At 52.4% G+C, this 16,015-nt stretch carries 14 protein-coding genes; 8 read left to right on the forward strand and 6 right to left on the reverse strand.

What is annotated here, in order from left to right; genetic code table 11:
• Positions 1–18: 18 nt before the first annotated feature.
• The 8 genes from hemC (at position 19) to hemL (ending at position 8,158) form a co-directional block, all read left to right on the forward strand.
• Positions 19–960 carry a hydroxymethylbilane synthase gene (gene hemC / locus L9W92_RS05965; RefSeq protein WP_240082830.1) on the forward strand — a complete coding sequence of 314 codons (942 nt, stop codon included), beginning with the start codon at positions 19–21 and terminating at the stop codon, positions 958–960.
• The gene (gene cobA, locus L9W92_RS05970; RefSeq protein WP_240082831.1) at positions 953–2,497 is read left to right on the forward strand and encodes a uroporphyrinogen-III C-methyltransferase; all 1,545 of its coding nucleotides are present in this window, start codon (positions 953–955) and stop codon (positions 2,495–2,497) included. The genes hemC and cobA overlap by 8 nt, the downstream gene beginning before the upstream one ends.
• Before the next feature lie 72 nt (positions 2,498–2,569).
• A complete protein-coding gene (nirJ1, locus tag L9W92_RS05975; RefSeq protein WP_240082832.1) occupies positions 2,570–3,745 on the forward strand; it encodes a putative heme d1 biosynthesis radical SAM protein NirJ1 in 1,176 nt (391 codons plus the stop codon).
• 141 nt (positions 3,746–3,886) lie between these two features.
• Positions 3,887–4,873: a porphobilinogen synthase gene (hemB, locus tag L9W92_RS05980; protein WP_240082833.1), complete on the forward strand. Its 987-nt coding sequence runs from the start codon at positions 3,887–3,889 to the stop codon at positions 4,871–4,873.
• A complete protein-coding gene (gene nirJ2 / locus L9W92_RS05985) occupies positions 4,870–5,856 on the forward strand; it encodes a putative heme d1 biosynthesis radical SAM protein NirJ2 (RefSeq protein WP_240082947.1) in 987 nt (328 codons plus the stop codon). Before hemB ends, nirJ2 begins: the two co-directional genes overlap by 4 nt.
• Before the next feature lie 29 nt (positions 5,857–5,885).
• Entirely contained in the window at positions 5,886–6,341 is a 456-nt protein-coding gene (gene ahbA / locus L9W92_RS05990; protein WP_240082834.1) for a siroheme decarboxylase subunit alpha, read from the forward strand.
• A 14-nt stretch (positions 6,342–6,355) separates the two neighbouring features.
• Positions 6,356–6,823 (forward strand): siroheme decarboxylase subunit beta, encoded by a 468-nt coding sequence (ahbB, locus tag L9W92_RS05995; protein ID WP_240082948.1) that lies wholly within the window; start codon positions 6,356–6,358, stop codon positions 6,821–6,823.
• A gap of 18 nt (positions 6,824–6,841) precedes the next feature.
• Positions 6,842–8,158, forward strand: coding sequence for a glutamate-1-semialdehyde 2,1-aminomutase (gene hemL / locus L9W92_RS06000; protein ID WP_240082835.1), 1,317 nt, complete (start codon positions 6,842–6,844; stop codon positions 8,156–8,158).
• Here hemL and L9W92_RS06005 read toward each other — a convergent pair.
• From L9W92_RS06005 to carA, 6 genes are all read right to left on the reverse strand, one after another.
• The gene (locus L9W92_RS06005; protein ID WP_240082836.1) at positions 8,155–8,481 is read right to left on the reverse strand and encodes a hypothetical protein; all 327 of its coding nucleotides are present in this window, start codon (positions 8,479–8,481) and stop codon (positions 8,155–8,157) included. The genes hemL and L9W92_RS06005 overlap by 4 nt on opposite strands.
• Before the next feature lie 2 nt (positions 8,482–8,483).
• On the reverse strand, positions 8,484–9,701 hold the full coding sequence (locus L9W92_RS06010; protein WP_240082949.1) for a DNA polymerase IV: 1,218 nt from the start codon (positions 9,699–9,701) through the stop codon (positions 8,484–8,486).
• Positions 9,702–9,818: 117 nt separating this feature from the next.
• Positions 9,819–10,745 (reverse strand): dihydroorotate dehydrogenase, encoded by a 927-nt coding sequence (locus tag L9W92_RS06015; RefSeq protein ID WP_240082837.1) that lies wholly within the window; start codon positions 10,743–10,745, stop codon positions 9,819–9,821.
• Positions 10,742–11,563: a dihydroorotate dehydrogenase electron transfer subunit gene (locus L9W92_RS06020; RefSeq protein ID WP_240082838.1), complete on the reverse strand. Its 822-nt coding sequence runs from the start codon at positions 11,561–11,563 to the stop codon at positions 10,742–10,744. Before L9W92_RS06020 ends, L9W92_RS06015 begins: the two co-directional genes overlap by 4 nt.
• Positions 11,564–11,675: 112 nt before the next feature.
• The gene (gene carB, locus L9W92_RS06025; protein ID WP_240082839.1) at positions 11,676–14,888 is read right to left on the reverse strand and encodes a carbamoyl-phosphate synthase large subunit; all 3,213 of its coding nucleotides are present in this window, start codon (positions 14,886–14,888) and stop codon (positions 11,676–11,678) included.
• Between the two features lies 1 nt (position 14,889).
• Positions 14,890–15,969: a glutamine-hydrolyzing carbamoyl-phosphate synthase small subunit gene (gene carA, locus L9W92_RS06030; RefSeq protein ID WP_240082840.1), complete on the reverse strand. Its 1,080-nt coding sequence runs from the start codon at positions 15,967–15,969 to the stop codon at positions 14,890–14,892.
• Between the last annotated feature and the right edge of the window lie 46 nt (positions 15,970–16,015).

Below are 16,015 nucleotides of genomic sequence, written 5' to 3' on the forward strand. Positions count from 1 at the left end.
AGGAGTTTTGAGCTTTATATGAAAAAAGAAATCGTTATCGGCACAAGGGAAAGCAGGCTGGCTCTTTGGCAGGCCAACTGGGTAAAAGACTGCTTGCAGAAGTATGGGCCGGCATATAGTTTCCGGATAGTGGGCATGAAGACTCTGGGAGATAAAAATCTTGATACAGCCCTGGTGAAAATCGGAGACAAGGGACTTTTTACAAAAGAACTGGAACTGGCCTTGCTGCGTGGTAAAATTGATTTGGCTGTGCACAGTATGAAGGATATGCCCACTGTTTTGCCGGAGGGACTGGCGGTAGGAGCGGTATGCCGCAGGGAAAATCCCGGAGACGTGTTGATTTCCCGTAAGGGCAACAAACTAAAGGATTTGCCTCCGGGCGCGCTTATCGGCACCAGCAGCCTCAGGCGCCGCGCTCAGTTGTGTCACTACCGGAATGATTTTAAAATTATCGACCTGCGAGGCAATATAGACACCCGCCTGAGCAAACTGGAAAGCGAAATGATGGATGCCGTCGTACTTTCCTTCGCGGGGGTGCACCGTCTGGGGCTTGATGACAGGATTACGCAGTTGATTCCTCTTGAAGCGTGTTTACCCGCGGTAGGGCAGGGCTCTATTGGTGTGGAAATACGCGCCGGGGATGAAGAAATGCAGAACCTGACCGGTAGAATTGATCATCATGAGTCGCGTTCAGCTATTACTGCTGAAAGGGCGCTTTTGAGGAAACTTGAAGGCGGCTGCCAGGTACCGGTCGGCGCTCTTGGTACCGTTGAGCACGGGCGCTTATTGCTGGAAGGAGCAGTAGCGGGTTTGGACGGCGGGAAACTAGTGCGCTCTTCATGGTCAGGTTTGGCCGAGGATGCGGTGTCTATCGGCGTACAGCTGGCGGAAAAGCTGTTGCAAAAGGGTGCTGGAGAATTGTTGCGGAATATGCGGCAGGAGAATTGCCATAATGTGTGAAGGTGTTGTTTACCTGGTGGGCGCGGGCCCCGGTAACCCGAAATTAATTACCGTGCGCGGTCTTGAGTTAATCAAAAAAGCCGATACAATTATATATGACCGGTTGGTCGCCCACAGGCTCCTGGCGTTTGTCCGGCCCGGGGCTGAAATTGTTTATGCGGGCAAGGAACCCGGCTGCCACGCTTTAAAACAGGAGGAAATATGCCGGCTGATGGCAGAGAAAGCCGGCGCAGGGAAGGTGGTAGTCCGGCTGAAGGGAGGAGATCCCTTTGTTTTTGGACGTGGCGGAGAAGAGGCCGAAGCTCTTCATGCAGCGGGAGTGCGTTTTGAAGTTGTACCCGGTGTAACCTCAGCCATAGCGGCACCCGCTTATGCCGGCATTCCGGCGACTCACCGGGATTATGCGTCTACCCTGGCTATTATCACCGGAAACGAAGACCCGCTAAAGGATGATTCCAGTATAGCCTGGGACAGAATCGCCACGAGCGCGGATACTTTAATTTTTTTAATGGGTATGGCGAACTTGCAGGAAATAACGCAACGTTTAATAAATAGCGGCCGTTCTTCCCAGACACCGGCGGCGTTGGTGAGATGGGGCACGAGACCGGAGCAGCGCACTCTGGTCGGAACACTGGAGAACATTCATGAGCAGGCCCAAAGATCGGGTTTCACAAACCCGGCTGTAATTATTGTGGGCGAGGTCGTTCTATTAAGGGAAAAACTGAAATGGTTTGAAAACAAACCTCTATTCGGCAAGAAAATATTGATAACCCGTGCAAGGGAACAAGCAAGTGTTCTTTCAGAGATAATTGAAGCCTTTGGCGGTGAAGCAGTGGAATTTCCCACGATAAAAATTGCTGAGCCCGAAGATTTTGCGCCTTTGGACCAGTCTATTAAAGAACTGAATAATTTCAATTGGGTTGTGTTTACCAGTGTAAATGGTGTTGGAGCCTTTTTTAAGCGACTGCGCCACCACCGGAAGGATATCCGTGAACTCCATAATGCCAGGCTTTGCGCTATTGGACCCAAGACAAGAGAATCGCTGGAAAAATACGGGCTTTTGGCGGAATACATGCCCGGTGAATACCGGGCTGAAGAAATAGCCAGGGGGATGCGCGGCAAATTAACATGTGGAGAACGTGTGCTGTTGCCGAGGGCGGCAGAAGCCCGTAAGGTATTGCCTGCGGCGTTGAGCGAAATGGGAGCTGTTGTGACTGAGGTCGCTGCTTATCGTACCGTGCCGGAGTCCGGCAGCGGCGCTGCGTTAAAGGAAATGCTCCGCCGGGGAGAAATAGATCTGGTTACCTTTACCAGCTCCTCCACCGTGCGATATTTTGCTGATATGGTTGGCGGCACATTAATTAACAATATGCGGGGGAAATTCGCTGTCGCCTGTATCGGACCGGTTACAGCCGGCACTGCCCGCGAATTGGGCCTCCAGGTTGACGTGGTGGCGAAGGAATACACAATCGAAGGATTGGTTGAAGTCATTGTTAAATTGCAGGAGTCAGGAGTCAGAAGACAGGAGTCAGAATAAGAGCATGGTTTTTTTATCTTCAAATATTCTGACTCCTGACTCCTGAATACTTGAACAAAGGTGTTGGAATAAATGATCAGCGTGACTAAGCTATTGTGCGGCGGTGACTATTTCGGCGACTCCCTGCGTTACAGCAGCGGAGCGGGAAGCCAGGCACACGGCGTAACTGCGGGATATGGGCCGGTGGTGGTATGGAACAGCACCCGAACCTGCAATTTAAAATGCATCCATTGTTATTCCAGTTCAGACGCAAAAAAATATGAAGGCGAACTGACCACCGGGGAAGCGCGGCGTTTTATCGAGCACCTGGCGGAGTTTAATGTACCTGTTCTCTTGATTTCAGGCGGCGAACCGCTTCTAAGAAATGATCTGGCTGAACTGATTGCTTACGCGGTCGGCAAGGGCATCCGGATAACTTTATCATCGAACGGCACATTGCTGAATGAGGAAAGAGTTAAATTATTCAATGAATTGGGTATCGGTTATATTGGTGTCAGTCTTGACGGCACCGGTGCAATAAATGATCGCTTCCGGGGCCGCAACGGTGCTTTTAACGCTGCCCTCAACGGCATCAGGAACTGTGTCACCGTAGGACAGCGGGTAGGATTGCGATTTACTATTAACAGGCATAATTATCATGAAATAAATGATATTTTTGACTTGATTGAAAAGGAAAATATACCCCGGGTTTGCTTCTACCACTTGGTCTACGCCGGCCGGGGAAGCAAAATGGCGGAGGAGGACATATCCAGGGATGAAACACGAGCGGCAGTAGACTTGATTATGGAGCGTACGGCGGACTTCCACCGGCGCGGTATCAAGAAAGAAATATTGACGGTGGATAATCACGCCGACGGTATATACATATATCTAAAGCTTAAAAAAACCGACCCGGCAAGAGCGGAACAGGTTTTAACGCTGCTCCGGCTGAACGGCGGCAACCGCACCGGGATGGCGATTGGAGCGGTAGATTGGAACGGCAACGTCCACCCCGACCAGTTTACCCAAAACCTTACTTTTGGCAATGTGCGGGACAGGAAATTCGGGGAAATATGGACCGATTATTCTCAGCCTGTTTTAGCGGGGTTGAAAAACAGGAAGCCCCTGCTGAAAGGGCGCTGCGCCGCATGCAAGTGGCTGGATCTCTGCAACGGCAACTTCCGGGCCCGCGCCGAAGCGGTAACCGGTGACTTCTGGGAAGCGGACCCGGCCTGTTACCTGACCGACGAAGAGATCGGACTGCAATAGAAGAAAGGACAAAGAGGACAATGGGGACGGTTCTTATTGTCTGGTACAGAACCACAAACAATGCAAACAATGAGAACCGTCCCCATTATCTTCTCACATTGTCTTCTTGTCCCACATTAATAACTATGGAGGTCTTATACAATGTCTTTCCCCGAGCAGCGTCCAAGGCGTTTACGGTCGAATGAAATTATCCGCCGGATGGTACGTGAGACGGCTTTATCCGTGGACGACTTCTTATATCCCGTTTTCGTTACTCATGGGAAGGGTATCGCCCGGCCTGTCGAGGCTATGCCCGGCATATACAACTACTCGATAGACAGACTGCTGGAAGAGTTGACGGATGTAACAGGGCTGGGAATACCCGGTGTTCTTCTTTTCGGCATCCCCGCAGTTAAAGATGAGCTTGGCTCGGAGGCGTACGCCCGCGACGGTATTGTCCAGAAAGCGGTGCGGGCAATTAAAAAGACCTTTCCCGGTTTATTGGTTGTTACCGATATATGTCTCTGTGAGTATACCAGTCACGGTCATTGCGGCGTTGTTGAGAACGGCAGTGTGTTAAACGACCCAACTCTTGAATTGCTGGCGAGGACAGCAGTGTCTCACGCGGCGGCAGGAGCGGACATGGTTGCTCCTTCCGATATGATGGACGGCCGTGTGGGGGCGATTCGCGCGGCGCTGGATGCCAAAGAGTTTGAAAATGTTTTAATTATGGCTTACTCCGCCAAGTACGCCTCGGCCTTTTACGGACCTTTTCGTGAAGCGGCGGGCTCGGCCCCGCAATTTGGCGACCGCAAGACTTACCAGATGGACCCGGCCAATGCCGGTGAAGCGCTGCGGGAGGTCCGGCTGGATATCGAAGAGGGTGCCGACATCGTCATGGTCAAGCCCGCCCTGGCTTATTTGGATGTGATCCGGCGGGTCAAGGACGAGACAGGTTTTCCGGTGGCGGCGTACAATGTCAGCGGTGAATACAGTATGATCAAGGCGGCCGCGCAAAAGGGCTGGATCGATGAGCGAAAGATTGTGCTGGAGTTGCTCACCGGCATCAAGAGGGCGGGAGCGGACATTATTCTCACTTACCACGCTAGAGATGCGGCAAGATGGCTGCGGGAAGGGGAACAGCCGTGATAGTATCCTGGAATACCACCAACGCCTGCAACATGTACTGCCGGCACTGCTACCGCGATGCCGGGGAGAGGTCAAATGAGGAACTGGATACAAAGGAAGGCCTGGCGCTGGTAGATCAGATAGCCGAAGCCGGTTTTAAGATCATGATCTTCAGCGGCGGCGAGCCGCTGATGCGCGGCGACATTTATACATTGGTAGCGCGGGCGAAGGAAAAAGGTCTGAGACCTGTTTTCGGCACCAACGGCACTTTGATCAACGGGGAAGTGGCCCGGCGGCTCAAGGAATCCGGCGCTGCGGTAATGGGAATCAGCCTGGACAGCGTCGACCCGGCCAGTCATGACGACTTCAGAGCCGCTCCGGGAGCGTGGCAGGGGGCGGTGGAAGGGATGCGCGCCTGCCGGTCGGTTGGCCTTCCTTTTCAGATTCATACCACCGTGATGGAATGGAATCTGCCTGAAATAGAGAAATTAACCGACTTTGCAGTGGATATAGGCGCTGTCGGGCATCATATTTTTTTCCTGGTTCCATCCGGCCGCGCTGTCAACATTGAGGCCGAATCATTAAAAGCCGCTCAGTACGAGGCACTGCTGCACCGGATAATGCGCAAACAAGCTGAAGTTAAAATTGAGCTAAAGCCGACATGTGCCCCTCAATTTATGCGGATTGCCGCCCAGTTGGGGGTAAAGACTCGTTTCAGCAAAGGCTGCCTGGCCGGAATATCTTACTGCATAGTCAGCCCTAAAGGTATCGTCCAGCCGTGCGCCTACCTAAATATCCCGGCCGGTAATGTCCGCGAGAAGACTTTCGGTGAAATCTGGCATAATTCTAATATTTTCCATTCATTGAGAAAAGAGGAGTACGAAGGAAGCTGCGGCTCCTGTAAATACAAACAGGTTTGTGGCGGTTGCCGGGCCCGCGCCTATTTCTATCATGGTGATTATCTGGCTGAAGAACCGTGGTGTCTTTACCGGACCGAACACTAAAGGTTATAAGTCTGAAGGGGTCTTGGTTTATGCGTTTGGACAAGATCGACCGGAAATTATTAAATTTGGTGCAGGAGAAATTTCCTCTATTGTCGGAACCATACCGCAAGCTGGGGGAAATTATCGGTATTAGCGAGGGTGAAGTCCTGGCCAGGCTGAAGCAAATGCAGGACGAAGGAGTAATCCGCCGCTTGGGCGCCGTTTTTGAATCAAGAAAACTTGGCTATAGCGGCACTCTATGCGCCATGCGTGTTGAACCGGATAGAGTGGATGAGGTAGCGGCTATAATTAATTCTTTCCCCGGCGTGACCCATAACTACCTGAGAGAACACCAGATTAATATATGGTTTACCGTGTTGGCCGGCAGCGAAGATGAGTTGGGAGAAATATTAAATCTAATGCGGGAAAAAACAGGTATTAGGGAAATAATGGAACTTCCCGCGGAAGAAGTATTCAAAATTAAAGTGAATTTCAGTCTCAGTTGAACGAGGTGGATAAAATCCTAACCGAACAAGACAAAAAGATAATCAGAGCTCTGCAAAACGGCCTGCCTCTGGTTACCCGTCCCTATCAGTCGATAGCGGAAGAATTAGAGATGACCGAGGATGAGCTTGTAGAGAAGATCAGAAGTTTTATTACCGACGGAAAAATCAGACGTTTTGGAGCGACCGTGCGGCATTTTGAGCTCGGCTTCGTGGCAAACGCCATGGTGGTGTGGGATGTGCCGGAAGAGAAGGTGTCTGAGACAGGCCGGATAATGGCTGGTTTTAAAGAAGTCACTCACTGCTACCGGCGTCCGCGGCGTCCCGGTTGGCCTTATAACCTTTTTACCGTTGTTCATGGGCAAAGCCGGGAATACTGTGCAGGAATCGCCAAAAGGCTGTCCCGGGCCACCGGGGTAACAAATTATTCCCTGCTGTACAGCACCGCTGAGCTTAAAAAAAGCAGCATGCGTTATTTTGAATAGAAAAGAGGTTAGCATCAGGTGGCCAGGAATTATACCAGGTCGGTTGAGCTTTTTGAGCAAGCGAAAAAAGTTATCCCCGGCGGTGTCAACAGTCCGGTGCGCGCCTTCAAATCGGTGGATTCAACCCCGCTTTTTATTGAACGGGGTGAAGGACCGTTGGTTTATGACGCTGACGGGAACGAATACGTTGACTACGTGGGCTCGTGGGGGCCGCTGATCCTGGGGCACCGTCACCCGCGGGTGGTTGAGGCGCTGAAGCGCTGCCTGGACGAGACCGGGACCAGCTTTGGGGCGCCGACTGAATTGGAGAATGTCCTGGCCGGCATGATTGTTGACGCCGTACCCTCTGTGGAAATGGTGCGCCTGGTTAATTCCGGCACCGAAGCCGTCATGAGCGCGCTCCGGCTGGCCAGGGGATATACGAAGAGGAATAAAATCGTCAAGTTTGAAGGATGCTACCACGGGCACGCCGATTATCTGTTGATTAAGGCTGGTTCCGGAGCGCTGACGCTGGGTGTGCCCACTAGTCCCGGAGTAACGGCCGGTACGGCTGCCGATACTATAAACGCGGCATACAACGACTTAACTTATTTGGATGAGTTGTTTAAACGACAAGGCGAAGAAATCGCGGCGGTGGTTGTGGAACCGGTAGCGGGAAATATGGGTGTCGTTCCGCCCGCCCCGGGTTTTCTGGAAGGGCTGCGCCGGTTGACCCGGGAATACGGCAGCCTGTTGATTTTTGACGAAGTAATGACCGGGTTTCGTGTGGCTTACGGCGGGGCGCAGCAGCTTTACGGAGTAACCCCGGACTTAACCTGCCTCGGCAAAGTGATTGGAGGCGGTCTGCCGGTGGGCGCATACGGCGGCAGTGTCAAAATTATGGAGCAGGTGTCACCTGCGGGGCCGGTATACCAGGCCGGAACGCTATCAGGAAACCCCCTGGCGGTGACGGCCGGTATCGCCACTCTGAAAATTTTAAGCCGGCCGGGTGTTTATGAAAGTCTCGAAGAAAAGTCGGCAAAACTTGCCGGCCAACTGGCTGACGCAGCCGGGGAAACCGGCGCGGAAGTTTGTTTCAACCGGGTCGGGTCGATGTTGTGCGCCTTTTTTACCGGAGCAAGAGTTAATAATTATTCCAGCGCGTGTTCATCAAATACCCAACGCTACACCGCTTTCTTTAAATCCATGCTGGAGCAGGGAATTTACCTGGCCCCTTCCCAATTTGAAGCGGCGTTTATTTCCCTGGTGCACAGCGACAAGGAATTGGCAAGAACTGCGGAAGCGGCGCGGAGCGCTTTCCGGGCGGCAATGACGGCAGCCGGGGCCACAACCTAAGAGCCGGGATTATTTCTGGGCTGAAAAAGGGCGCAGGCGTTAAGGTGTTCACCACAGCAGGTAACGGCGTTCTGCAGCCCGACTTTGCCGATTTCCTTCAAAAATTCCCCGATATCAATTTCAGACGGAATTTTTCTCTTCATGGCAAAATACTTGGGGATGAGGGCGGCGCACCCCATTTTTTTCTCCTCTCTGCCGATAATTATGATGTAGAACCGGCATTTTCCACAGGTGTTCACCGCTTTTTGTTTGGATTCCGGGATAAAGAGCCGGTGACTTGAATACAGGTAATTTCTCCTGTAGTAATTCGTTGTGTTGGACACTGTCAGTCCCCCCACCTGTTCTGGAGCATTACGCTGACGCCGGTCAGGGATGTCGCTTTAAAGACTGCTGTTTCACCATGGCGGTCTTTGATTTTATCCAAAGCGCGTGTAAGCTTCCTCTTTTTTTCGGTGATGCCGAACAGATCCAACTGCTCTTCTGAATTTTTAATCAAGTGGGAAAGAGTGAGACCTACCATTCTCACCGGCTTCCAGTGCGGCCAGTGCCGGTGCAGAAGTACAACGGCGGTACTGTAGATGTCCTCCGATAAGTCAGAGAAATAAGGCATGGATTGAGTCCGGTGCAGGTATTGGAATTCGGTATCCTTAAGGGTAAGCCCGACGGTTTTGCCGGTATAGCCTCCGATACGCACCCGTCTGCCCACTATTTCCGAGAGTTCGTGAATAATCACCTGGATGTTTTCATGCCCGGCCAGATCTTTGGGGAGAGTAATTTGGTGGCCGGCTGATTTAACCACCTCCAGGCTTGCCGGGTTGACCGGTGAATAATCCACGCCGTTAGCCGAGTTCTTTAAGATTAACCCGATTAGCCCGAACCGCTTTTTTAAGATATTGGCCGGATAGTTGGCCAGGTCTCCGATGGAATGTATATTAAGGAGCCACAGTTTTTTTTCCATCCGGCGCCCCACGCCGAAAAGCTTTTTTACCGGCAGGGGCCAGAACACGCGGGGAACGTCCTGAAGATCAACTTTGGTAATGCCCAGCGGTTTTTTAATCTCCGCCGCCATTTTGCTTATAATCTTGTTCGGGCCGATCCCAACGGAGGTGGGTATGCCCGTTTCTTCCTGAATATCCTTTTGAAGACGCGCGGCTATTTCCTCTGAGGAATCTGTTTTATGGAGATACTCTGTGCCGGTCAAGTCAACCCAGCTTTCGTCGATGCTGAATGGCTCCACCAGGGGGGAATACCGGCGCTTGATCCTGAGAATCCGCGCCGAGAAGTCAACGTACAAACTGTGCTGCGGGGAAACGATCACGCCTTTGTCTCCCAGTTTTTCGCGGGCCTCCCGTACCGCCATGCCAGTTTTGATGCCGTATTGACGTTTTGCTATATAGTTGGCCGCCAGACAGATCCCGTGGCGCTTTTTTTCCTCCCCGCCGACAACCACGGGAATATCGGCCAGTTCAGGATTTAAAGCGATATGGCAGGAGGCGAAAAAAGAGTTTGCGTCAATGAGAAGGATAGGGCACTTCAAAACCATCACTCCAAACAAGTGTTTGCGCAATATATTATAACCAAAACACTTGTTCGCAGGCAATGGATAATTATAGCACCATTTAAAATATAAGCCGACAGCTGTTATGCCGCCGGTCTTTATTCATGATTTTTGGGCCAAGCCGGTAAGTTCGTCGATGTTTTCGATGCCGTTTTCACAAAGGTAGTTCTCTATACCTTCAAGCACATCCATGGTTGCCCGGGGGTTGACAAAGTTGGCGGTACCCACTGCCACGGCAGTGGCCCCGGCCAGGATAAACTCAATTGCATCCTCGGCTGTCGTAATACCGCCCATGCCGATAATAGGCAGCTTTACCTCCCGGTATACCTGCCAGACCGCCCGTACCGCCACCGGTTTGACTGCCGGGCCGGAGAGCCCTCCCAGCAAGTTTCCCAACACCGGGCGTTTCTTTTTTATGTCGATGGCCATACCCAATACGGTATTAATCATGGAAAGGGCGTCTGCTCCCGCTTCCGCCACTTTTTCGGCCACCGCCACGATGCTGGTTACATTAGGTGAAAGCTTAACAATCACCGGCAGGCCTGTGCTTGCCTTCACCGCGCGGGTGACTTCCGCCGCCATGGCCGGGTCACTGCCGAACTGCATGCCGCCTTTTTTAACATTGGGGCAGGAGATGTTCACTTCCAGGCCGCCCACACCGGAGGCGCGGCTGAGTTTTTCAGCCAGCAGGGCATAATCATCCACAGTGTCGCCGGCAATGTTGACAATAACCGGCAGGTCATAATCCGCCAGGAAGGGGAGTGCTTCGGAGATGAAACGCTCCACGCCGGGATTTTGCAGGCCGATGGAATTCAAGATGCCGGCCGGTGTTTCCGCAAGCCTGGGGGTGGGGTTGCCGGTTCTCGGCAGCAGGGTAATACCCTTCACCACAATGGCGCCCAAACGGTTTAAGTCAAGGTAAGGCGAGTATTCCGGCCCGAAGCCGAAGGTTCCCGAAGCGGTGGTGACCGGGTTTTTCATCAGAATACCTCCGACGTTTACGGACAGATTCGGCTTGACTCCGCTCATTCCCATACCACCTCCCCGGCCGGAAAAACCGGGCCGTCCACACAGGCCCGCCGGTATTGCACACCGTTTTTCCCGCCCCGGGCTTTGCAGGCGCAGGAGAGGCAGGCCCCTACACCGCAGCCCATCCGTTCTTCTAGGGATACCTCGCCGGGAATGCCGGCTGCGGCAATAATATCTGTCAGCCGTTTAAGCATTCCGGAAGGGCCGCAGCCGTAAACCTTTGCATCATCGCCGCGCCGGACCGGGCCGTTTTGATTATCGCTCTTCCGTACATATTCCTCAAATAAATCGGCAACTGTTCCATGGTAGCCGGTTGAACCGTCGTCGGTGGAAGGAACAACCCGGTGACCCGATTCCTTAATTTCATTCATAAAGAATAATTGTTTTTGGGTGGCCGCTCCCAGAAAGACATCGGCGCTGATTTCTGAAACAGCTATTTCCTGCAGAAAAAAATAGAGCGGGGCAATGCCGATGCCGCCGGCCACAACGAGAACCCGCGCGTGACTTTGGGGCATCGAAAACCCGTGACCGAGCGGCCCCAACAAGCTGATCGTGTCACCGCTATTATTTTTCGATAGAAGGGCGGTGCCCCTTCCGGCAACTCGATAAAAAAGAATAACCTCGCCCTTTTCCCGATCCACGGCGTGGATGCTGACCGGTCTGCGCAACAGCGGGTCTAAAGTATGCCCGCAGCGTACGTGCACGAATTGCCCCGGTCTCGCCGCTTCAGCAATTTCCGGCGCAAATAGGTATAATCTGAAATGACCTGGCGCTATCATATTTTGCTTTATAACTTTCGCGTCGGCAACCGGCGACAATTTTTTCCCTCCACACCACATATTATGGAATAAACATCCATAATCAAGTTTTGTATCTCACACAATCGATTATTTTAACTAACAACCACCAACTATTAACCATTAGCCGCTCTTACTGCATGTATTCCTGCAGCGGTACCAGTCTGTTATGTTCTTTTTCCTTTTCTCCCGCTAGCACATCAAGGACTGCCCGGGTGGTATCCAGCGATGTCAGGCAGGGAACACCGTATTCAACTGCCGCCCGGCGGATTTGGAAGCCGTCCCGCTCGGGCGCTTTACCTTTGGTTAAGGTGTTGATCACCAGGTTGATTTTATTTGCCCGGATCAAGTCAACAATATGCGGGGAACCCTCATGAACCTTCTTCACTTGTTCCACCGGCAGGCCGGCCTCCCTGAGCAGCGCCGCGGTTCCGGAAGTGCCCAGGATACGGTAGCCCAAGTTTACCAGGCTCTGGATGATCGGCAGGGCTTCTTCTTTATCCCGGTCGGCAATGGTGACCAGAACAGTTCCTTTTTTCGGAAACATGCTCCCGGCCGCGACCATTGCTTTGAACAGAGCTACCTTAAAGTCATGGTCGACGCCCATGACCTCTCCGGTAGACTTCATTTCCGGACCCAGGGAAATATCCACCTGGAGCAGCTTGGCAAAGGAGAAAACTGGAGCTTTCACCCCGATAACATTACTTTCAGGATAGAGCCCGCTGTGGTAGCCCATTCCCTTTAAAGTACCGCCCATAATAATTTTTGTGGCCAGGTTTACCATCGGAATACCGGTAATTTTGCTCAGATATGGCACAGTACGGCTGGACCGGGGATTGACCTCAAGCACATAAATTCCGTCATCATGCAGCACGTACTGAACATTTATCAGACCTTTAACGTTTAAAGCCCGGGCCAGTCTGATGGTATAATCAACAACTTGTTCTTTTATCTTTGGACTCAGTGTCTGTGGCGGATAGACCGCGGTGCTGTCGCCGGAATGAACACCCGCCCGCTCAATATGCTCCATGATGCCCGGAATCAGAATATCCACTCCGTCGGAAATGGCATCAACCTCCAGTTCCTTGCCAAAGAGGTACTTATCCACCAGCACCGGGTGCTCGGGTGTAATCTTGACCGCTGTGGCCATGTAATTCAACAGCTCGTCATTGTTGTAAACAATCTCCATGGCCCGGCCGCCCAGGACATAAGAGGGTCGCACCAGCACCGGGAACCCGATCTCGGAAGCGATTATGACTGCTTCATCCACCGAAAAAGCAGTGCGGCCGGGCGGTTTGGGTATACCCAACTCAATCAGCAGGCTGTCGAACCGTTCGCGGTCTTCGGCCCGGTCAATATCTTCCACAGTAGTTCCCAGTATCTTGATTCCGGCGTTTTCAAGAGGTTTGGCCAGGTTTATGGCTGTTTGTCCGCCGAACTGCACAATCACTCCCTCAGGTTTTTCCCGGTCCAAGATGTTTAAAATATTCTCCGTGACCAAAGGCTCAAAGTAGAGCCTGTCGGCGGTGTCGAAATCAGTACTCACTGTTTCGGGGTTATTATTGACAATAATCGCTTCAAATCCTTCTTCCCGCAGCGCCCAGACAGAGTGCACCGAGCAGTAGTCAAACTCGATACCCTGTCCGATCCGGATCGGGCCGGAGCCCAGCACCATAACCTTGCGCCGGGATGTGGCCTGGGATTCATCTTCTTGATCGTATGAAGAATAATAATAGGGCGTTTCAGCTTCAAATTCGGCGGCGCAGGTATCCACCATTTTAAAAGTGGGCAAAATCCCGTTTTCTTTGCGTCTGGCTCTTATTTCACATTGATCCAGTCCGGTCAGCTTGGCCAAGTGGGCGTCGGAAAAGCCAAATTTCTTGGCTTGTTCCAGCAGGGCAGGGGATATGCCGTCTGCAGATGTGCGGCAAATATCATTTTCAAGCTGCAGGATACCCTGGATTTTATCAAGAAAAAAGCGGTCTATCTTGGTAATTTCATGAACCCGTTCAATGGTCAAGCCCCGGCGTAAAGCTTCGGCGACAAGGAAAAGACGTTCATCTTCCGCGCAGGCCAGTTTGGCTTCAAGCTCCTCGGAACTTAATAATTCCGCTCCAGGCAGTTTCAAATAATCCAGCCCGATTTCCAAAGAGCGGACGGCCTTTAAAAGCGCGCCTTCAAAAGTACGGTTGATCGCCATCACCTCTCCGGTGGCCTTCATCTGAGTGCCCAATTCCCGGTCGGCCAGGGCAAACTTGTCAAACGGCCAGCGGGGGTATTTGATAACCACATAGTCCAATGCCGGTTCAAAACAAGCATAGGTCTTACCGGTAACTGCGTTTTTAATCTCGTCCAGGGTCAAGCCCAGGGCAATTTTAGCCGCTACTTTGGCAATCGGGTAGCCGGTAGCCTTGGAAGCCAGGGCTGAAGAACGGGAAACCCTGGGGTTGACCTCGATTACGTAATATTGAAAACTGGCGGGGTCCAGGGCAAATTGCACATTGCAGCCGCCTTCAATACCCAGAGCGCGGATAATCTTCAGCGATGCCGTTCTTAACAGCTGGTATTCTTTGTCACTCAGGGTTTGGGAGGGTGCCACCACAATGCTGTCTCCGGTATGGATACCCATCGGATCTATGTTTTCCATGTTGCAGATGGTGATGCAGTTATTGGCGCTGTCCCGCATCACCTCGTACTCCAATTCCTTCCAGCCTACCACGCAACGCTCAATCAGCACCTGGTCAATGATGCTGTATTTTAAACCTCTGGTGGTGATGTTGCGCAGCTCATCCATAGTGTATGCGATACCGCCGCCGGTGCCGCCGAGAGTATAGGCCGGGCGCACGATTAAAGGCAGCCCGATTTCGCGGGCGAAGTTCTCAGCTTCTTCCAGCGTTGATACAATTATGCTTTCGGGAATAGGTTCCCCGATTGTCTGCATCATTTCCTTAAATAATTCCCGGTCTTCGGCGCGCTTGATTGCTTCCAGAGAGGTGCCCAGAAGCTGCACTCCTTCTTTGGCCAGAACACCGTTTTCCGCGAGTTGCAAGGCCATGTTCAAGCCTACCTGCCCGCCCAGGGTGGGAAGCAGGCCGTCCGGTTTCTCCTGCCGGATCACTCTGGCCACAAATTCAGGCGTCAAGGGCTCGATATAAACCCGGTCAGCCATGTTGGCGTCTGTCATGATCGTGGCCGGGTTGGAGTTGACCAGAACCACTTCCACTCCTTCATCCCGCAAGGAACGGCAGGCCTGGGTGCCGGCGTAGTCAAACTCGGCAGCCTGACCGATAATAATGGGACCGGAGCCGATAACCATTACTTTGTTGATGCCTTTTTTAAGCGGCATGTTACCTCGCCCCCTTATCCATCATAGCCAGGAATTGTTCGAAGATATATTCCGAGTCCCTTGGTCCGGGTGAGGCTTCGGGGTGGTATTGCACGGAAAAAACCGGCAGATATTTGTGCTTCAGACCTTCCACCGTGCCGTCGTTCAGATTGCGGTGGGAGACGACAATGTCCAGCCCTTTCATTGATTCCTCATCAACTGAGAATCCATGATTATGCGAGGAAATGTAAACCCGTCCGGTTTCCAGATCCTTCACCGGGTGATTGGCTCCCCGGTGGCCGAACTTCATTTTATAGGTCTTGGCACCCAAAGCAAGGCCCAGAATCTGGTGGCCGAGACAAATGCCAAAAACGGGAAGTTTGCCGATTAATTCGCGTACCGTTTCAATCGCGTAAGGCACGTCGGTAGGGTCGCCGGGACCGTTGGAGAGCATCACCCCGGCCGGGTGCAAGGCCAGAATGTCGGCGGCTGTTGTATTTGGGGGCACAACTGCCACTTCGCAATTGCGCTCCTGAAGACAGCGAATAATATTCAGCTTCGCGCCGAAATCCATCAAGACAACGCGGTGGCCGTCACCCCGCAGGGTATAAATTTCCGTGGTGGCCACAGTTGGGACCAGATCCTGGCCGGTGAGATGAGGACAGATGCGCGCCTGCTCCACAAGTGACTGCACATCGGCAACGCCGGTGCTGATGATGCCGCGCATGGTGCCAAAACTGCGGAGACGTCTGGTTAGAGCCCGGGTATCAATACCAGCTATGCCAATCACATTTTCTTTTTTTAAAAAACTGTCAATAATTTCGGAAAGTCTCCAATTGCTGGGCCGCTCGCACTCCTCCCGCACGACAAAGCCGCGGACGTATGACTTTTTTGACTCAAAGTCCTCTTTCATGATGCCGTAGTTGCCGATTAAGGGGTAGGTCATCACAACGATTTGGCCGCAATAGGAAGGGTCGGTGAGCACCTCCTGGTAGCCGGTCATCCCGGTATTGAAAACTACTTCTCCCCATCTTTCACCTGTCGCGCCAAAAGCCTCGCCGGTAAAAACGGTGCCGTCTTCCAGGGCCAGTACTGCTTGCATAATAACACCTCCGCAATATTTGGGGCATATATTTAAAAGAAAGATT

It is taken from the genome of Pelotomaculum terephthalicicum JT (assembly GCF_022410535.1).
Lineage (GTDB): Bacteria > Bacillota > Desulfotomaculia > Desulfotomaculales > Pelotomaculaceae > Pelotomaculum_D > Pelotomaculum_D terephthalicicum.